Source organism: Bacillus sp. NMCC46 (assembly GCF_002998465.1).
Lineage (GTDB): Bacteria > Bacillota > Bacilli > Bacillales > Bacillaceae > Bacillus.
In genome coordinates, this window is sequence record NZ_PVQZ01000002.1 from 681,599 (window position 1) to 697,985 (window position 16,387).

The following is a 16,387-nucleotide window of genomic DNA, read 5'->3' on the forward strand; positions in this document are numbered from 1 at the left end:
TTGTTTTGTAATAATGTTCGTAAATGGAGGATTTTATGTTTCAGTTAAAAGAAAACCAAACCAACATAAAGAGAGAATTAATCGCTGGTATGACGACATTCTTTACCATGGTATATATTGTTGCCGTTAACCCAGGAATTCTTTCAAAAGCAGGCATTCCTTTTGACCAAGTCTTTACTGCAACAATTATCGCTGCTGTCGTCGGTACGCTCTGGATGGCACTATTTGCAAACTATCCGATTGCTATTGCACCAGGCATGGGGCTGAATGTCTATTTCACCTTTACAGTTGTCGGTGGTGGCGGCATCAGCTATCAAACAGCGTTCAGTGCGGTATTTGTTGCTGGTATACTCTTTATTATTTTATCGTTAACATCCCTTAGAAAACAACTGATTCAAGCCATTCCAGATAATTTAAAGTACGGCATTACAGCAGGAATCGGGCTTTTCATTGCATTTATCGGCCTCCGTCAGTCTGGGATTATCGCAGCTGACCCTGAAAATCTAGTGAAGCTTGGCAACTTAAACTCGCCTGTTGTCATATTAACGCTTGTCGGCTTAATGATCTCTGTTATTTTAATGGTTCTTCAAATAAATGGCGCTCTGTTTATCGGCATGTTAGCGACGACACTGATTGCGCTCGTAACAGGCCAGCTTCATTTCCCTAAAATGCTGATGGACATCCCTGCACTACCCGAAGGCATGCTGATTACAAATCCATTCGCTGCTTTTGGCGATGTATTCTCTCATCATTTATATGCTGTCGTCTTCTCCTTCTTACTAGTGACGATTTTTGATACAACGGGCACAATGATCGGAGTGGCTGAACAAGCAGGACTCATGAAAAAAGGCCAGCTGCCAAAGGTACGCAGAGCCCTGCTCGCTGACTCTGCTGCAACGACGATAGGTTCTATGTTTGGGACAAGCCCAACAACAGCTTATATTGAATCATCATCTGGGGTTGCTGCTGGCGGAAGAACTGGACTAACGTCTTTAACGGTCGCTGCACTGTTTATTGTGGCATTGTTTTTCGGCCCGCTCGTTCAAGCCATTTCTTCTTTACCATCCATCACATCACCTGTTCTCATCATTGTCGGGTGCTTGATGATGAACTCAGTGTCACGCATTCGCTGGAACGAGCTAGACGAAGCATTCCCTGCTTTTCTTGTGATCCTTTCCATGCCGCTGACATCTAGTATTTCTACAGGAATTTCACTTGGATTTATCTCATATCCCCTTGTAAAACTGGCAAAAGGGAAATGGAGAGAAGTACATGTACTTGTTCTCATCTTTGCCATTTTATTTTTCATTCAGCTCTTTTTCTTAGAAGGATAACAGAAACAAAAAAGGCACATTCTAACAAGGGATGTGTCTTTTTGAGATGAGTGAATTTTTTATTTTGTAAATTTTCTGTGTTTATTTTTTGGATGTTTGAATGTGACGGTATGCTCCATACCCCTTACGCCTATTGGGTTGTAACCGAATTCAAAACATGGTATATACCATGTTTCGATTCATGAAGACAAGTTAAAAAACACGTAAAGTTGACTTTTTGGTGGAACTAGATGCATAATAACGTGTATAATAGAATAAAACATTAAGAAACACGAACATTTACCATTGTTGCATGTCCTTATTTTGCAGTTTTAGTGTAGTAAGTTGTGGTTAGTCAAGTCCATCCGATCTTATTGATAGGGAGTGGTTTTTTGAAACCTTCAACAAACCGTATGATGACTCGAATTAAATCAGTTTATATGTTCATTCAAGAGAAAGGTCTTGTGACGACACAAGAGCTGGTTGATGAATTCGGGATCACACCTAGAACCATTCAAAGAGACTTAAACGTGCTTGCCTATAACGATCTTGTTCATAGTCCAAGCAGAGGCAAATGGGAAACAACGAGAAAAAAAGTGAAAATATCATCTTAAGCTTATAATGAACTGTCCATATAACAAAAAGAACCGGCGATATGCCGGTTCTTCAGATTGTTGACAAAGGGCTAAAATGATCTTCATTTTAGCCTTTTGTCTTCTTTTCAGCGTGATAGAAAACCTTTGCAGTCTAGGAAGGACGAGTACCGGAGCGGAGCGAATTTGACATTCTTGAGCACCGGAGCGCAGACCTGACACCGAATGCGAGGGTTTGTCTACACGCTGAAAGAACCGGCGATATGCCGGTTCTTTTCTTTTATTCTACATTTATGGTCGATTGATTAAGCTGTCTAATTCTTCATCCGTCAATTCACGGTACTCCCCAGGCGCTAGATCTTCATCTAAAGAGACAGCCCCCATCGAGAGTCTTTTTAAAAAAATGACTTCATTTCCCACTGCTTGCGCCATCAGCTTCACTTGATGGTACTTTCCTTCAGTAATCGTTAAACGGATGCGTGTATCTTCGTTTTCATTCGCATCTACTTCAACCTTCGCCGGCTTCGTGCGGTAATCATCTAAAATGACAACGCCCTCTTCAAGACGCTTGATGTCTTGATCTCCTAATGGGTATTTCAAATGAACTTCGTACGTTTTTGGCACATGCTTTTTTGGAGAAAGTAATTGATGAGCAAGCTGTCCATCATTTGTGAGGAGGAGAAGACCGACTGTATCCTTATCCAGTCTCCCCACAGGAAATGGCTCCCTTGCGATATCCTCCGGCTCTAGTAAATCGACGACCGTTTCATCCCGCAGATCTTCAGTTGCTGAGATGACCCCGTCCGGTTTGTTCATCATTAAGTAAATGAATTCTTTATACTCTACACGCTCTCCGTGTACGAGCACTTCATCATTCGATGGATCAACATGATCTTTCACCTGCTTCGCCACTTCTCCATTCACTGTGACCGCCCGTGCCTTGACCAGCTTCTTCACATCTTTTCTTGAACCAAAGCCGCTGCTAGCAAGCAATTTATCAAGCCTCATGAATATCCACCTCTTCTTAACTCTTTTTTCTTAAAAATTTCGGCATACGGCTGCCGAGTACACGCTCAAGTAATCCTACCTTATAAGACAAGAACAGATACACACCGCCGCCAGTGATCATTGAAATCAAAATGACGATACCCGCTTGTACAATTCCACCCTCATACGAAATCACTTGGCTCACAAGCTGACAAGTCACATACGCCACAACAGCCATAATCGCCGTTAAAATACCAATGAGAATAAATCGTTTGAAAATCCTGCGGAACGAGTAGCCGGCATGGCGCTTAATCATGATAAACATATACAAGATGGACGCGCTATAGCCTAACGCAGTCGCAAGCACAGAACCATTTCCTTGCAGCCAGCTGATTAGCGGAATGTTCAGAACCGTTTTAATAATGATCCCTAACAACAGACTGACAATGGCGAATTTTTGTTTGTTAATTCCCTGCAAAATTGCTGCATTAATGGTGAATAAGGAAAACAATAACGCAACAGGTGCATACCAGAACAAAATTGACATCCCAATCTCAGGATGAACGGACGGATAGAAAAACCAATAAACCGGTCCAGCCAATGCCGAGATACCAAATGAAGCAGGCAGTACGAAAAATAAAATGACCTGCATCGTCTGATCAATTTGTCTATTGAGAAGCTTGTAGTTACGAGCTGTAAATGATTCCGTAATCGTCGGGATTAAGGTTAAGCCAAACGCTGTTGCAAGCGACACAGGAATCATCACGAGCTTCGGTAAATATAACGTCACGATAGACAATACCGCTGTACTAATATCCTGATGTCCTGATGCAATCATAGCTCTGTTAATGGTGTTTGTATCAATATAAGAATAAATTGGAATCGCAAGTCCAACAAACACATACGGTGCCGCATAGCTAAACAGCTCTGTAAACATTTGTTTATAAGATAAGTCAGAGGAAGCACCTGTATTCGGCTGCATGGATAAGAGCCGGTCCTTGCGCTTCAGCCAATATAAATAAAGCGTGAATAAACCCCCAAATGCGCCGATAAGTGCTGCAAATGTGGCATATCCGACAGCGATGACAAGCCCGCCGTCAAGCACTTTTAAAATAATAAACGTTGCAGTTAATAGGAAGATGATTCTGACAAGCTGCTCAATCACTTGGGAAACAGCTGTCGGTCCCATCATGGAATGTCCTTGGAAGAACCCCCGCACAAGACTCATAATAGGTACAACCAAAAGACCTAAACTGACCATCCGAATCACATATACCACTTGATCGACAGTCAAACCGCCTGTTTCATTCGATCCGCCAAGCTGAATCTTGGCAAAAATCGGTGCGGTCAAATATAAAATAGAAAAGGCGATAATCCCGGTGACAAGCATGACCGACATACCCGCCCTGAACATTTTCCTTGTTGTCTCATAATCGCCGATTGCATTATATTTAGAAACAAATTTTGATACCGCTGTTGGAAAACCAAGCGTAGCAATACTTAAAAAGATCGTATACTGATTGTATCCATATTGAAATAGCGCTCCACCAGTAGCTCCAACCATTGCGCTAAATGGAATTAAGTAAATCATACCAAGAATACGAGAGAGATAAGTCCCTATCGTTAAAACCAACGTACCACGAAGCAGTTTATTAGACATGCGCTTAACCACCATTTTTCTAATGAATATTCAACTTAACTATTTTACCACATCATTTCGACGCACAGGTAACAAATCCAATACAGAAGGCACAAAACCAATCAATTCATATTTCAGCCTTCCCCAATTTTCGTTATAATAGATGAATGACTGAAAGTAGAAAGAGGAATGTAACATGAAACATTATGATGTCATTGTCATTGGCGGTGGACCTTCTGGACTGATGGCCGCGATTGCATCAGCAGAGCACGGAGCGACTGTTCTGTTAATTGACAAAGGAAATAAACTTGGCAGGAAGCTCGCCATTTCTGGCGGTGGACGCTGTAACGTCACCAACCGCCTTCCAGTAGAAGAAATCATCAAGCATATTCCCGGAAACGGCCGTTTTTTATATAGTGCATTTTCTGAGTTCAATAACGAGGATATTATTTCGTTTTTTGAAAACCTCGGCATTGAACTTAAAGAAGAAGACCATGGACGTATGTTCCCTGTCTCAAACAAAGCACAATCTGTTGTGGATGCCCTTTTAGACAGGCTCCGCAACCTCAATGTCACCATTCGAACGAATGAAAAGATTAAAACAGTTCTGTATCAAGACGGACAAGCAGCTGGAATTGTTACAAATAATGATGAAAAAATTTCAAGTAACGCCGTTGTCATTGCTGTTGGCGGAAAAAGTGTGCCGCATACTGGTTCTACTGGTGACGGCTATGCATGGGCAGAAGCCGCTGGTCATACGATTACAGAGCTCTTCCCAACAGAAGTACCGGTCACATCAGATGAGCGCTTTATTAAAGAAAAAGTGCTACAAGGTCTTTCTTTAAGAAGTGTGGCTGTCAGTGTTTTAAATAAAAAGGGGAAACCCGTCGTCACACATGTCATGGATATGATTTTTACTCACTTTGGCTTATCCGGCCCAGCTGTTCTTAGATGCAGCGGATTTGTTGTGAAAGAATTGAAAAAACAGCCGACTGTTCGTCTGCAAATAGACTTATATCCGAAGCTTAATGACGAGGAGCTGTTTCAAAAGCTTCATCGAGACCTAAAAGATGAACCCAAAAAAGCCATAAAAAATGTCCTGAAGTCTTGGATGCAAGAACGCTATTTATTGTTTCTGTTAGAACGGAACGGCATAGATCCGCAAGAAACATTTTCTGGTCTTGCTAAGGACAAACTGCGCGCATTCGTAAATGATTGCAAACACTTTATCGTTCATGCGAACGGCACTCTTTCCTTAGACAAAGCGTTTGTCACAGGAGGCGGCGTTTCTGTGAAAGAAATTGAACCGAAGAAAATGGCGTCTAAAAAAATGCCCGGTCTTTATTTCTGCGGAGAAATTTTAGACATTCACGGTTATACAGGCGGATACAATATCACGTCAGCACTTGTGACAGGCAGGCTTGCCGGTATGAATGCTGCACTCGAAGCAAAGGAGAGATTTTCATGATGAGACGTGCACTTCCAATTATCCTAGCGGTTGTGATTAGTTTGACAGCCGCTGTTTTCTTGAAGCTATCAATTACCCCGTTAAAAGTCGCCATTGTTTTGGCGTTTACCATCTTCGCTGTTTGTTTAAAAGAATACGTCTACCGTCTTCGTAAACGAATTGAAGAAAAATCATCTTCACATATCGATAGTTGATTAATGGAAGCAAAACATGTTACGGTAAAGTAGAGGTCGAGTGAGAAGCTCGCCTCTTTTTGTTTGAAATTAGTTGAGTTAGGGGATATTAAGCAAAATCCTCTGCTTAAACGTGTAGAACAACAGGAGAGTGAGATGGTGTGAAAAACGTATCAAGTGTATTTTGGATTGTGATTGCGATCACATTTGTTGCCGTTATATGGGGAGCTTTTTCTCCAGAAACACTGCAAAATGTCACTGATCAAATTCAAACATACATTACAAATGACTTTGGCTGGTATTACTTGTTAGTGGTGTCACTGCTCGTCGGCTTTTGTCTATTCTTTATCTTTAGCCCAATCGGTAAGATTACACTAGGAAAACCAGGGGAAGAGCCTGAATTCGGCCTATTTTCTTGGTTTGCGATGCTATTTAGTGCCGGTATGGGAATTGGTCTTGTTTTTTACGGAGCAGCTGAACCGATCAGCCACTATGCCATACAGTCACCAACAGGTGAGACTGAAACGGCGCAGGCCTTCCGAGATTCCCTTCGATATACATTTTTCCATTGGGGGCTTCATGCATGGGCTATTTATGCCATTGTTGCACTTTGTATTGCTTACTTTAAATTTAGAAAAGATGCACCTGGCTTAATCAGTGCAACGTTGCATCCAGTTTTAGGAAATAAAACGAATGGATGGATCGGAAAAACCATCGATTGTATTGCGGTATTTGCAACTGTAGTTGGTGTTGCGACAAGCCTAGGATTAGGTGCGGCACAAATAAACGGTGGATTGAATTACCTGTTTCAAATTCCGAATGCTTTTAGCACACAATTGATCATTATCATGATTGTGACAGTGCTTTTCCTTGCATCTGCTCTAAGCGGGATTGGAAAAGGCATTAAATATTTAAGTAATATCAACATGGTATTGGCAGCTGTTCTGATGTTTTTCTTACTTTTGGTAGGTCCAACTGTTTTTATCTTAAATTCATTTACTGACTCGATTGGGCAATACTTATCTAACATCGTTCAAATGAGCTTCCGTCTATCTCCAAATGATCCTGAGAAGAGAGAATGGATTAATGGATGGACAATCTTTTATTGGGCATGGTGGATATCTTGGGCACCATTTGTCGGAATCTTTATTGCAAGGGTGTCACGCGGACGAACGATTCGAGAATTTTTAGTAGGTGTCTTAGTGGCTCCTTCTATCCTGGTATTCCTATGGTTCTCGATTTTCGGTGTATCTGCGATGGATTTACAGCAAAAGAATATTGTCGATGTTGCAGGTCTTTCAACAGAAACAATGCTTTTCGGTGTACTAAATGAATATCCGCTGGCGATGATCACATCGATTCTAGCACTTATTTTAATCGCTATATTCTTTATTACATCGGCTGATTCAGCTACATTTGTGCTTGGAATGCAGACAACCTACGGATCATTGAACCCTTCTGGCGGTGTCAAAGTTAGCTGGGGTATCATCCAATCTTCTGTTGCTGCCGTGCTTTTATTTTCAGGGGGACTTGAAGCCCTGCAAAATACAGCCAAGCTCGCAGCCTTGCCGTTTTCCGTTGTCATTATTTTGATGATTGTCTCACTGTACAAGTCACTGAATGATGAACGAAGAGCCATCAAGCAAGCCAATAAAGTCAGTAAACCACGAAGTCCAAGAGTAAAAAAAGCATAATCTCAAGCGAAAAAAGCCGTTCCTCATAAGAACGGCTTTTTTCTATATACAATTTAAGATTGTTGCAAGCATGAGGATTCCTGTAAAATAATGATGAAATCATTTCTACATAATGGAGTTTTATATGACGCTGCCTACATTCAAGTACAACCCAGATCCAGTTTCGTTAAACGTGATCAAAAAAGAGCATACGACATGTCCTGTTTGTGAGAAAGAAAGAGATTACGTGTATCATGGTCCATTTTATACTGTTGAAGATGTGAAAGGAATTTGCCCTTGGTGCATTAAAGATGGATCAGCCGCTAAAAAATACGATGGCATCTTTCAAGACGATGTAAGCTGTGATGACGTCGATCAAGAGGAATTTATAGATGAACTGATCTATAGAACACCAGGCTATCGCGGCTGGCAGCAGGAATATTGGTTAAGCCATTGCGGAGATTTTTGCGCAATCGTCCAGTATGTCGGATGGAAAGAGATAGAACATTTAGAGGAAGAACTCACAGAAGATATCGAAGACATTTGCAGCGGCGGGGGATTAACGAAAGAGAACCTAAAACAATGGCTCGTCAACGGAGGAGACTTGCAGGGCTACCTCTTTCAATGTGTTCACTGCAAAAAGCATCGTTTATATATTGACGCTAGCTAATCAAACAAAAAGGGCCCTTCAAACAGGTCCTTTTTTGATGCCGTCTATTTTTTATATAAAATGAGTGCAGAAAAACAGTAGAGCTGTTCTCCTCCCTGCTCACAGATCACCGCTACATCGTACTTGATATCAATAATTTGGTCGTCATCCATTCCTTTTAAAAAAAGATTGATTTCGCTCTGCAAATCTTTTTCGTGTTCTTCATCAAATACAGCTACCTTTAGCACATATGCCACTCTCCCTTCTCTCGCTACTCTATCTTTATGCATATAAGGGCGGGCATATGAACAAAAAAGCCTTTCATCTCAAAGATGAAAGGTCGGACTTCTTTTACAGCTTCGGTTTTGTTTCTCCTGTCCAAGCAAGCATTCCGCCAACGACATTGGTCGCTTGATAGCCTTGGTCTTCTAGGAAATAGCAGACATTTTCACTACGTTTTCCGGAGCGGCAAATAATATAATATTCCTGCGTTTGATCGAATGCATCCAGTTTCTCAGGAATATCTCCCATTCGAATGTGGACAGCTTCTGGAATCATTCCTTCTGCAACTTCCTCGTCCTCACGCACATCAACAAGCTGAATGGCTTCTTCTTGCTCTAGCTTTTGTTTTAATTCTTCTATTGAGATTTCTTTTACTGACACGACGCTCATCTCTCCTTTTAATCACGGTGACACCATTATAGCAAATGATTCACATCACTGTGTATTCAACCGCTTCGATTGAAGGAAAGACGGCAGCTGTTTCTTCACTTCGGCTGTCTGCTGCTCACTTTCAAACTCTACCTTTTTGAATACTTGATAGGCCAGCCACATGTGGCCATAGGCGAGTACGCTCACACTAAAGAACGGCACGATTCCCGGCAAATAAGCAAAGAGAACAAACAGCACAGCCGAGAAAACGAGCATACAGAGTGTATATTGCAAATATGAGATACCAAGCAATAGAGAGAATTTCAGATAGAGACGTTTTTTCCAATCATAATGAGCCAGCAGCGGAAAAATATAAAACAAGCTTACAACAAATAGAAAACCAAAGATATAAATGGCAAAACGAAGCACATGCAAAAACCAGCTCGTTGGATAAATATACGCAAGGTCTACATATATAATCGTCCCTATGATAAATAACGTCACTCCAATCAAGTTAGAGCGTACAAACTCCTCACGGTACACCTTCCAAAAAGTGCGGAAAACGCTGACTTGCTCATGCCCTTGTATCCACTTTCTCATCACCGAAAATAACGCAGTGGTCGCAGGCATCAATCCAAAGATCCCAAGCCCCAGCATGGTGAACAGCAGCCACAGCAAATTCGTATAGGCAAGTCTCATCACCCACTCACACATTCGAAGCATTCTGCTCATTGAACCATCATGATCCATCTCTTTCCCCTCCTCTCTTTCTTATAACACCGTCTCTTTATGAAGCAACTCTTCTATGTCAATTGGACGTTTCTCTGAAACAGACCGCCACATGCCTTCCCCAAGTGCAATCGAATAAGCACCAGCCTCTGCTCCTGCTGATATGTCATAGTGAATTAAAGGATCTTTTCCTATAAATAAATCGGCCAGAAGCAGAGGGTCTCCGCCGCCATGTCCCCCTGGCTGTTTCACGACTTCAATTGTCTCTTTTGCCCCAAACATCGGATAATAAGAAATCGTCTGTTCTGGGAATTGAAAAGGAATTCTTGATGGCACATGAAACTCATTTGTTTCAATACGTCCCTTTGTCCCATTAATGGCAAGCCGGTATCCTTCATATGGTGCTGAGAATTGAATTGAATAGCTGAGCAGAGCCCCTTGGTCATATGCCACTGATGCCACATATGTATCCTCAATGTCAATTTCCTGATCAAAAATACAGGCGTCTGGGCGATAATTTGAGTACTGCTGAGACTGCTCCTTACTGGATTCGATATGGTCGTCCTCGACCTTTGAGCGTTCTACCCGCGGATTCCACCTTGCTTCATAATGACATGTATCCTTCACATGACATGTTCCGCAATATCTGTTTCTCCCCCCCTGCAAGGGATTCCAAGGACTTTTATCTCCGTAATAGTTCAGTGCCCCATAGGCAAATACTTGCTTCGGCTTTTGATTGATCCACCAATTGACCAAATCAAAATGATGCGTCGATTTATGAATGGATAGTCCGCCAGAGAATTGCCTCGTTCGGTTCCACCTTTTGAAGTAACTAGCACCATGATACGTATCAATGAGCCAGCTCAGTTCAACAGATGTGACCCTTCCAATCTTTCCTTCTAAAATGAGTTCTTTGACCTTTCGATGAAATGGATTGTAGCGATAATTAAAAGTGACTGTGACCTTCCCTTTACTTTTCTTTTCTTTTTCCATCACTTTTTTGGCGTCTTTTGCTGTTGTGACCATTGGCTTTTCAGTGATGACATCGAGATCATGGTCAAGTGCTTGCAAAATATATGTGACATGTGTGTCATCCCGGCCTGCCACAATGACGATATCTGGCTTTGCTTCCTTCACCATTTGATCAAATGCCTCTTCATGAAAAAACGAGACGCCTCGCAGTGATGGAAAACGCTCCTGACAAAGTGTATACCGATGATGATCTATATCTAGAAGCCCTGTAATCTTGTAATGCTCATTGAAATCCTCTGTGAGCGGTTTAATAAACATATTGAACGCACGATGACTGAGTCCGCAAACCACGACCCGTTTCACAGGCTCCACCCCTTTTTCTATCGATTTTCACGAAGTTGTTTCATGAGAGACAGCGCCTCATTGGACTTGTCAGCATACACGGGAATAAAAGCGACCATATCTCGGTGTAATTGAAAGGTATAGCCATTTAGCTTTTTCGTGCCTTTATTGACTTGAACCGCATAATCGACCGTTTTCCCTGTCTTTTTGTCCTCGACCGTATATGGCCCTGCCGCTTGATCATCTATGCCCATTTCTTCAAGCAGCTGAAAGCTTTCAGGATCATCATATGTTCTAAACATTTCTTCTGGGACAAGCATGATGTCCCCCTCTTTTGCGGTAATTTCAACAAGAAGCTTTTCAGGAATCGCCGGAAAGATGTGGACGCTATAAGTTTCATGTTCCGTCTGAAAAGCCTTCTCGACTAATTGATCCTTCATCCCCTTTGACATGTCAGAAAAAATCAGAACATCAATACCGTTTGTTTTCCCTTGGCAGGCTGACAAACAAAGGGCAGCGATGAAGCTGAGGAGCCATACCGCACCACTTTTTCGCCTCTTCATGCCTTCTGAAAAACAGACAGCTTCTCTAGCTCAGTTAACGCCATAATAAAAGCGCCTGCCCCGTGCAAGTCATTTGTGCTTCGCTCTCTTTCAACGTAGTAATCATAAAATCCAGCAGATGTTCCGATACAAATATCATTGATGGTAAAATCACCGTTTTCTGTCTCAGCCGTCTTATGATGAATTAAGCCTCGGTATGCTTTCACCACATGATCGACATAACGGAGGCTGACATACCCTTCATTCATGGCTTTTGACATGGCATACATGAATAAACACGATCCTGAGCTTTCAAGCCAATTGTCGCTATGAGTACCTTTATCAATGATTTGATGCCAGAGACCTGTGTCTTGATCCTGGTACTTGGATACACTTTCCAGCATGTCTGTCAGCGTTTCCTTCCAAACCTTTCGTCCCTCATGCTCTTCTGGCAGATCCTCGATCATATCTGCTAATGCAAGGACATACCAGCCAAACGATCTTGCCCAAAACTCAGGGGAACAGCCAGTCTTTTGATCAGCCCATGGCATCACTTTTCGTTCGTCCCACGCGTGATAGTACAGACCTGTTTTTTCATCTTTTGTATGCTTTCTCATGAGATGCTCTTGATGGATCACCATATCCACCAGTTCCTCTTCACCTCTCAGCTTTGCATACTTTAAGGCAAAAGGTCCTCCCATGTAGAGACCATCCAACCACATTTGATAGGCATAATTGTCTTTATGCCAAAACCCGCCCTCAGATGTGCGATTCAATGTACGGTAAAGTCCCCGAAGCTTCTCCGCTGCCAGCACATACCGCTTCTCTCCCGTCCGTTCGTAAAGAGGGAATAAAATGAGCCCTGCTTGGATCGCATCAAGCTCATCTCTGCGAAATAACAGGTTTCCATACTCATCAATGAGCGAATCTGCGTAGCTTTTCACATAATTGAAATACGTCTCGTTCTTCGTTGCCTCATATAGCTTCATCACACCGCAAAGAAAAACGCCTTGATGATAATGCCATCTTCCAGCTGGAGGCAGCTCAATTGGTGTATGCGCTTTCATAATTGTTTGTGCTAATTTCTCTGCATGCTCAAGTGGTGATCCCTTTTCAGTCGATAATGTCATTCTTCTTCATCTCCCTTTTTAGTAAATACCTTCTTCCCCGAATTTCTTCGCTAAACGGTTCGCCAGCATGACCAAAATGAGTCCAACGGCTGCTTTAAATAGACCAACAGCGGTACTATAGCTGAATTGTCCTTGCTTAAGACCAGCTGTATAGACGTACGTATCAAAGATTTCTGCTACTTCCCGGTTCGTTGCATTGAGTAATAAGTAGACATGCTCAAAGCCAAGCTCTAATGTGTCACCAATTTTCAAAATAAGCAGAACGACAATCACACTTTTAATGGCAGGAAGAGTGATGTGCCACATTTGTCTCAGTCTGCCGGCTCCATCCATTTTTGCTGCTTCATATAGCTGCGGATCTACCGCTGTAATCGCCGCAAGGTAAATGATCGTCGACCAGCCTGCTTCCCGCCAGATCACCTGTAAAATGTACATGGGTCTGAACCATTCCTGACTAAGGAGGAAGTTAATCTTTTCCCCTCCAAAGAAAGCAATCAATTCATTGATTAACCCGCCATCTACTGTTAACAAAACAAAAGATAAGGACACGACAATCACCCATGACATGAAGTGAGGAATGTATATCATCGTCTGGACAAATTTCTTAAACAATGCCAATCTGACCTCGTTTAAAAGCAGGGCCAATAAGATCGGAATCGGAAAGAAAATCACGACATTCATGGCAAATAAAATCAGTGTATTTTTTAATAAGATGAAAAATGTTGGTTCTGTAAACAATCGAATAAAGTGTTTGAAGCCAACCCACTCACTCCCAAGAATACCGAGAAACGGCTGGTAATCTTGAAAGGCAATGATAAGCCCCCACATCGGCACATATTTAAAGACAAGAAAATAAATGAGCCCTGGCAAAATCATTACATACAAAAACTTTTGACTAAGCAATTGATTAAGTAAGCGCTTTCTCTTTTCTTTTTTCAAAGCTGCCGCAGGCATACCCTTGGCAGTGACATCCTCTGTTTTCATAGATAAAGCCTCCCCTCATGCTGATTGATGCATGTGTTAACTGTATCTTAAGGATGAAAAATCCGTCTACAATCATATCATCAGATCATATTTACTTAGGGGAAGCTACTCAAAACGTTACATAAAACATAAGAAAATGATCCTAATCTCAGAAAATGATTATTGACAAACCTACCAAATTTTTGGATTAATAAATTAAGGGGAAAAGATTGTTCCGTTTGAAATGGGGGGTTTTATGAAAAGAAGGCAGTATAAATTTTATTACAAGCTTGTGACGTTTTTTTTCATGCTTAGTACAATTCCTGTCATCATTGTCGGTATTTTTTCTTATCAGCATTCGCAAAAAACCGCACTCGAAAATATCTCAAATGAAAAGCTGGACAGCGTCAAACAAACGCAATCCAATATTGAGCATATTTTAAAAACAGTGGATCATTCTCTCACTCACTATGTCAGTTCGCCGCCTCTCCTTCAAACACTGGCAGAACCTTTAAATCCAGACCAATTCCAGCTTTATAATCAAGTACAGCAGGAACTAAACTACCTGCAAACCTTTGACACCGCTCTTTCCAATATTACACTCGTGAGTAAAATGGAAGACTGGTACATGAACAATTCGGGACTTTATCATGTCACAAGCGGAGACCAAGAGAAAGCGCTCACCTCTTACCTCAATATACCGAGTCATTCCAGCTGGGCACTTGAAGAGAATAATCCACTTGTTGCGACAAAAGAAGGAAAGGCCTCCTTTTGCAAATACAATGTGAACTTAATCAAACAACTCCCTATGAACAGTGTCCAGAAAAAAGGGATCGCTGTCGCCAGCATTCCGAGCTGCACGATTGCTGACAATATGCCTGACTTCTCTCAATCTGACAGTATGTTTGTCATTGATACAAACGGAAAAGTGCTACTACATAACCGCAAAGAACAAATTGGTGAATCCTTGAAGAATCAAGAGCTCGTCAAGCATGTCCTATCACGTGAAGAACGATCAGGTCAATTTAACATGAAGATCGAGGAACTAGACTATCAAATTACGTTTCAAAAATCAGACTATAACGAATGGACGTACCTATCCTTTGTTTCCATTCCAGAACTCAAGGCACAAACGAAATCAATTGGGTGGATCACTTTTATTATCTGCTTTATTTTGTTAGCGCTTTCATTACTATTTTCATGGTTTGGGTCCAGACATTTTTATAAACCAATCCGCTTGTTATATGAGTCCTTTGCACGCAATGAATCCTTTTTGCAAAAACAGCCTTTTCAAAATGAATTTGAGTTGATTGAGTCGAGTATTAAACAAATGAAGGATCAAAACAATGATTTAGAGGAACGTATTGAGCAGCAAGTCACGCACCTTCAGCAATACTTTATGGTGCGGCTATTGCTCGGTAAGCTGACAGAAGAAGAGATTAACAACCGGTTCCAAAGTTTGGGATTCCCTCAGGGCTGGTCTCATTTATCCATGCTTGTGGCCCAAATCGATACGTTAAAAGGAACACCTTATGAAAAAAAGGATGCTGACTTGCTGTTATTTGCCATCAATGGACTGATCGAGCAGATGATTCCGCAAGATGAGCACCTTCAGCCAACGGTTGTCAATCAGCATCAAACGACGATTATCCTGAATCACTCAAAGTCAGATGAAGAGTTTACTGAATATTTAAATCAATTAGCGGAAACTATTCAGCAGCGCATCGAGGAAGAGCTTGGTTTATCGATCAGCATCGGGATCAGCCGCCAGTTTAAGGAGCTCACGATGGCGAAACAGGCTTACATTGAAGGAAAAGAAGCCTTAAAATACAGGCTCAAAGCAGAGAAAAAATCCATTATCTTATATGAACATATTCAGCAAGGAAAAACGTTTAAAACCCATTTTCCAAAACAGCTGCAGCATGATTTATTCGATGCGATGAAAGCAGGTGATCAAGGCAAGGCGGATCATTATTTACATGTGCTCCTGCAATCCATTTTCTCTAAAAATGCAGGACCGCATGAATACCATATCGCTCTCGCCCGTTTTTTAAACAATTTGATTGAGCTGATGCATTTGCTTGGCATTGAATTATTTGAGGTCGAAGACAACAAAATGCTGTATGATACGATTTTTGAATTTAAAACCTTTGAAGATACCGAAGCATGGCTGAAACATGAGATCATTCGGCCGATTATTGACCAGCTAGGTGCACGTGAGGACTCACAATACAAAAACATCTCAGAGAAAATCATTCATATCATTCATCAAGAATTCGACTCAGATCTTACATTGGATGAAATCGCCACACGCCTGCATTACAACCCCAATTATTTAAGCAGTATTTTTAGAAAGGAAATGGATATCTCCTTTAGTGAATATCTCTCGTCCTACAGACACCATGTCGCCAAAAACTGGCTCGTGGAAACCGATATGTCCGTCAAAGAAATTTCGGAAAAACTGAAATATAAAAATCCGCAAAACTTCATCCGTTCCTTCAAAAAACTAGAAGGCACGACCCCTGGCAAATACCGCGACCACAAAAAAGGCACATAAGACAAA

General features: G+C 41.6%; 16 protein-coding genes. 7 read left to right on the forward strand and 9 right to left on the reverse strand.

Going from position 1 to position 16,387, the window contains the following annotated elements; all coding sequences use genetic code 11:
* The first annotated feature begins 35 nt into the window (after positions 1-35).
* Complete coding sequence (locus C6Y01_RS09115; RefSeq protein ID WP_034665455.1) at positions 36-1,334, forward strand: NCS2 family permease; 1,299 nt, start codon at positions 36-38, stop codon at positions 1,332-1,334.
* A 371-nt stretch (positions 1,335-1,705) separates the two neighbouring features.
* Positions 1,706-1,927, forward strand: coding sequence for a DeoR family transcriptional regulator (locus C6Y01_RS09120; protein WP_008356419.1), 222 nt, complete (start codon positions 1,706-1,708; stop codon positions 1,925-1,927).
* 270 nt (positions 1,928-2,197) lie between these two features.
* Here the strand turns inward: C6Y01_RS09120 and C6Y01_RS09125 are convergent, their stop codons facing one another.
* Together C6Y01_RS09125 and C6Y01_RS09130 are read right to left on the reverse strand one after the other, a co-directional pair.
* Complete coding sequence (locus C6Y01_RS09125) at positions 2,198-2,914, reverse strand: pseudouridine synthase (RefSeq protein WP_034665452.1); 717 nt, start codon at positions 2,912-2,914, stop codon at positions 2,198-2,200.
* Between the two features lie 16 nt (positions 2,915-2,930).
* On the reverse strand, positions 2,931-4,553 hold the full coding sequence (locus tag C6Y01_RS09130) for a putative polysaccharide biosynthesis protein (RefSeq protein WP_034665449.1): 1,623 nt from the start codon (positions 4,551-4,553) through the stop codon (positions 2,931-2,933).
* A gap of 175 nt (positions 4,554-4,728) precedes the next feature.
* Between C6Y01_RS09130 and C6Y01_RS09135 the strand changes: the two genes are divergently transcribed.
* From C6Y01_RS09135 to C6Y01_RS09150, 4 genes are all read left to right on the forward strand, one after another.
* Positions 4,729-6,000, forward strand: a complete 1,272-nt coding sequence (locus C6Y01_RS09135) for a BaiN/RdsA family NAD(P)/FAD-dependent oxidoreductase (RefSeq protein ID WP_034665446.1) — start codon at positions 4,729-4,731, stop codon at positions 5,998-6,000.
* Positions 5,997-6,194 (forward strand): hypothetical protein, encoded by a 198-nt coding sequence (locus tag C6Y01_RS09140; RefSeq protein ID WP_034665444.1) that lies wholly within the window; start codon positions 5,997-5,999, stop codon positions 6,192-6,194. The genes C6Y01_RS09135 and C6Y01_RS09140 overlap by 4 nt, the downstream gene beginning before the upstream one ends.
* Before the next feature lie 140 nt (positions 6,195-6,334).
* Positions 6,335-7,867, forward strand: coding sequence for a glycine betaine transporter OpuD (opuD, locus tag C6Y01_RS09145; protein ID WP_106038077.1), 1,533 nt, complete (start codon positions 6,335-6,337; stop codon positions 7,865-7,867).
* A gap of 124 nt (positions 7,868-7,991) precedes the next feature.
* On the forward strand, positions 7,992-8,516 hold the full coding sequence (locus tag C6Y01_RS09150; RefSeq protein WP_106038078.1) for a CbrC family protein: 525 nt from the start codon (positions 7,992-7,994) through the stop codon (positions 8,514-8,516).
* A 44-nt stretch (positions 8,517-8,560) separates the two neighbouring features.
* Here C6Y01_RS09150 and C6Y01_RS09155 read toward each other — a convergent pair whose 3' ends face one another.
* The 7 genes from C6Y01_RS09155 to C6Y01_RS09185 form a co-directional block, all read right to left on the reverse strand.
* Positions 8,561-8,743, reverse strand: coding sequence for a sporulation protein Cse60 (locus C6Y01_RS09155; protein WP_034665546.1), 183 nt, complete (start codon positions 8,741-8,743; stop codon positions 8,561-8,563).
* Between the two features lie 103 nt (positions 8,744-8,846).
* Positions 8,847-9,158, reverse strand: coding sequence for a rhodanese-like domain-containing protein (locus C6Y01_RS09160; protein ID WP_003217560.1), 312 nt, complete (start codon positions 9,156-9,158; stop codon positions 8,847-8,849).
* A gap of 54 nt (positions 9,159-9,212) precedes the next feature.
* Positions 9,213-9,896 carry a YesL family protein gene (locus tag C6Y01_RS09165; RefSeq protein ID WP_106038079.1) on the reverse strand — a complete coding sequence of 228 codons (684 nt, stop codon included), beginning with the start codon at positions 9,894-9,896 and terminating at the stop codon, positions 9,213-9,215.
* 21 nt (positions 9,897-9,917) lie between these two features.
* Positions 9,918-11,210, reverse strand: a complete 1,293-nt coding sequence (locus tag C6Y01_RS09170) for a Gfo/Idh/MocA family protein (protein WP_095286131.1) — start codon at positions 11,208-11,210, stop codon at positions 9,918-9,920.
* 17 nt (positions 11,211-11,227) lie between these two features.
* Entirely contained in the window at positions 11,228-11,752 is a 525-nt protein-coding gene (locus C6Y01_RS09175; protein WP_034665428.1) for a hypothetical protein, read from the reverse strand.
* Positions 11,749-12,861: a glycoside hydrolase family 88/105 protein gene (locus C6Y01_RS09180; protein ID WP_106038080.1), complete on the reverse strand. Its 1,113-nt coding sequence runs from the start codon at positions 12,859-12,861 to the stop codon at positions 11,749-11,751. Before C6Y01_RS09180 ends, C6Y01_RS09175 begins: the two co-directional genes overlap by 4 nt.
* Before the next feature lie 18 nt (positions 12,862-12,879).
* Positions 12,880-13,845, reverse strand: a complete 966-nt coding sequence (locus C6Y01_RS09185; protein ID WP_034665423.1) for an ABC transporter permease — start codon at positions 13,843-13,845, stop codon at positions 12,880-12,882.
* A gap of 235 nt (positions 13,846-14,080) precedes the next feature.
* On the opposite strand from C6Y01_RS09185, the gene C6Y01_RS09190 reads away from it, so the two are divergent.
* Positions 14,081-16,381 (forward strand): helix-turn-helix domain-containing protein, encoded by a 2,301-nt coding sequence (locus C6Y01_RS09190; RefSeq protein WP_106038081.1) that lies wholly within the window; start codon positions 14,081-14,083, stop codon positions 16,379-16,381.
* Positions 16,382-16,387 lie beyond the last annotated feature (6 nt).

What these genes read in the sequence shown, in the direction of transcription:
- C6Y01_RS09180 (WP_106038080.1), bottom strand. Translation starts at nt 12,861, where the DNA reads ATGACATTATCGACTGAAAAGGGATCACCACTTGAGCATGCAGAGAAA.
- C6Y01_RS09150 (WP_106038078.1), top strand. Translation starts at nt 7,992, where the DNA reads ATGACGCTGCCTACATTCAAGTACAACCCAGATCCAGTTTCGTTAAAC.
- C6Y01_RS09135 (WP_034665446.1), top strand. Translation starts at nt 4,729, where the DNA reads ATGAAACATTATGATGTCATTGTCATTGGCGGTGGACCTTCTGGACTG.
- C6Y01_RS09190 (WP_106038081.1), top strand. Translation starts at nt 14,081, where the DNA reads ATGAAAAGAAGGCAGTATAAATTTTATTACAAGCTTGTGACGTTTTTT.
- C6Y01_RS09165 (WP_106038079.1), bottom strand. Translation starts at nt 9,896, where the DNA reads ATGGATCATGATGGTTCAATGAGCAGAATGCTTCGAATGTGTGAGTGG.
- C6Y01_RS09130 (WP_034665449.1), bottom strand. Translation starts at nt 4,553, where the DNA reads ATGTCTAATAAACTGCTTCGTGGTACGTTGGTTTTAACGATAGGGACT.
- C6Y01_RS09125 (WP_034665452.1), bottom strand. Translation starts at nt 2,914, where the DNA reads ATGAGGCTTGATAAATTGCTTGCTAGCAGCGGCTTTGGTTCAAGAAAA.
- C6Y01_RS09175 (WP_034665428.1), bottom strand. Translation starts at nt 11,752, where the DNA reads ATGAAGAGGCGAAAAAGTGGTGCGGTATGGCTCCTCAGCTTCATCGCT.
- C6Y01_RS09140 (WP_034665444.1), top strand. Translation starts at nt 5,997, where the DNA reads ATGATGAGACGTGCACTTCCAATTATCCTAGCGGTTGTGATTAGTTTG.
- C6Y01_RS09185 (WP_034665423.1), bottom strand. Translation starts at nt 13,845, where the DNA reads ATGAAAACAGAGGATGTCACTGCCAAGGGTATGCCTGCGGCAGCTTTG.
- C6Y01_RS09115 (WP_034665455.1), top strand. Translation starts at nt 36, where the DNA reads ATGTTTCAGTTAAAAGAAAACCAAACCAACATAAAGAGAGAATTAATC.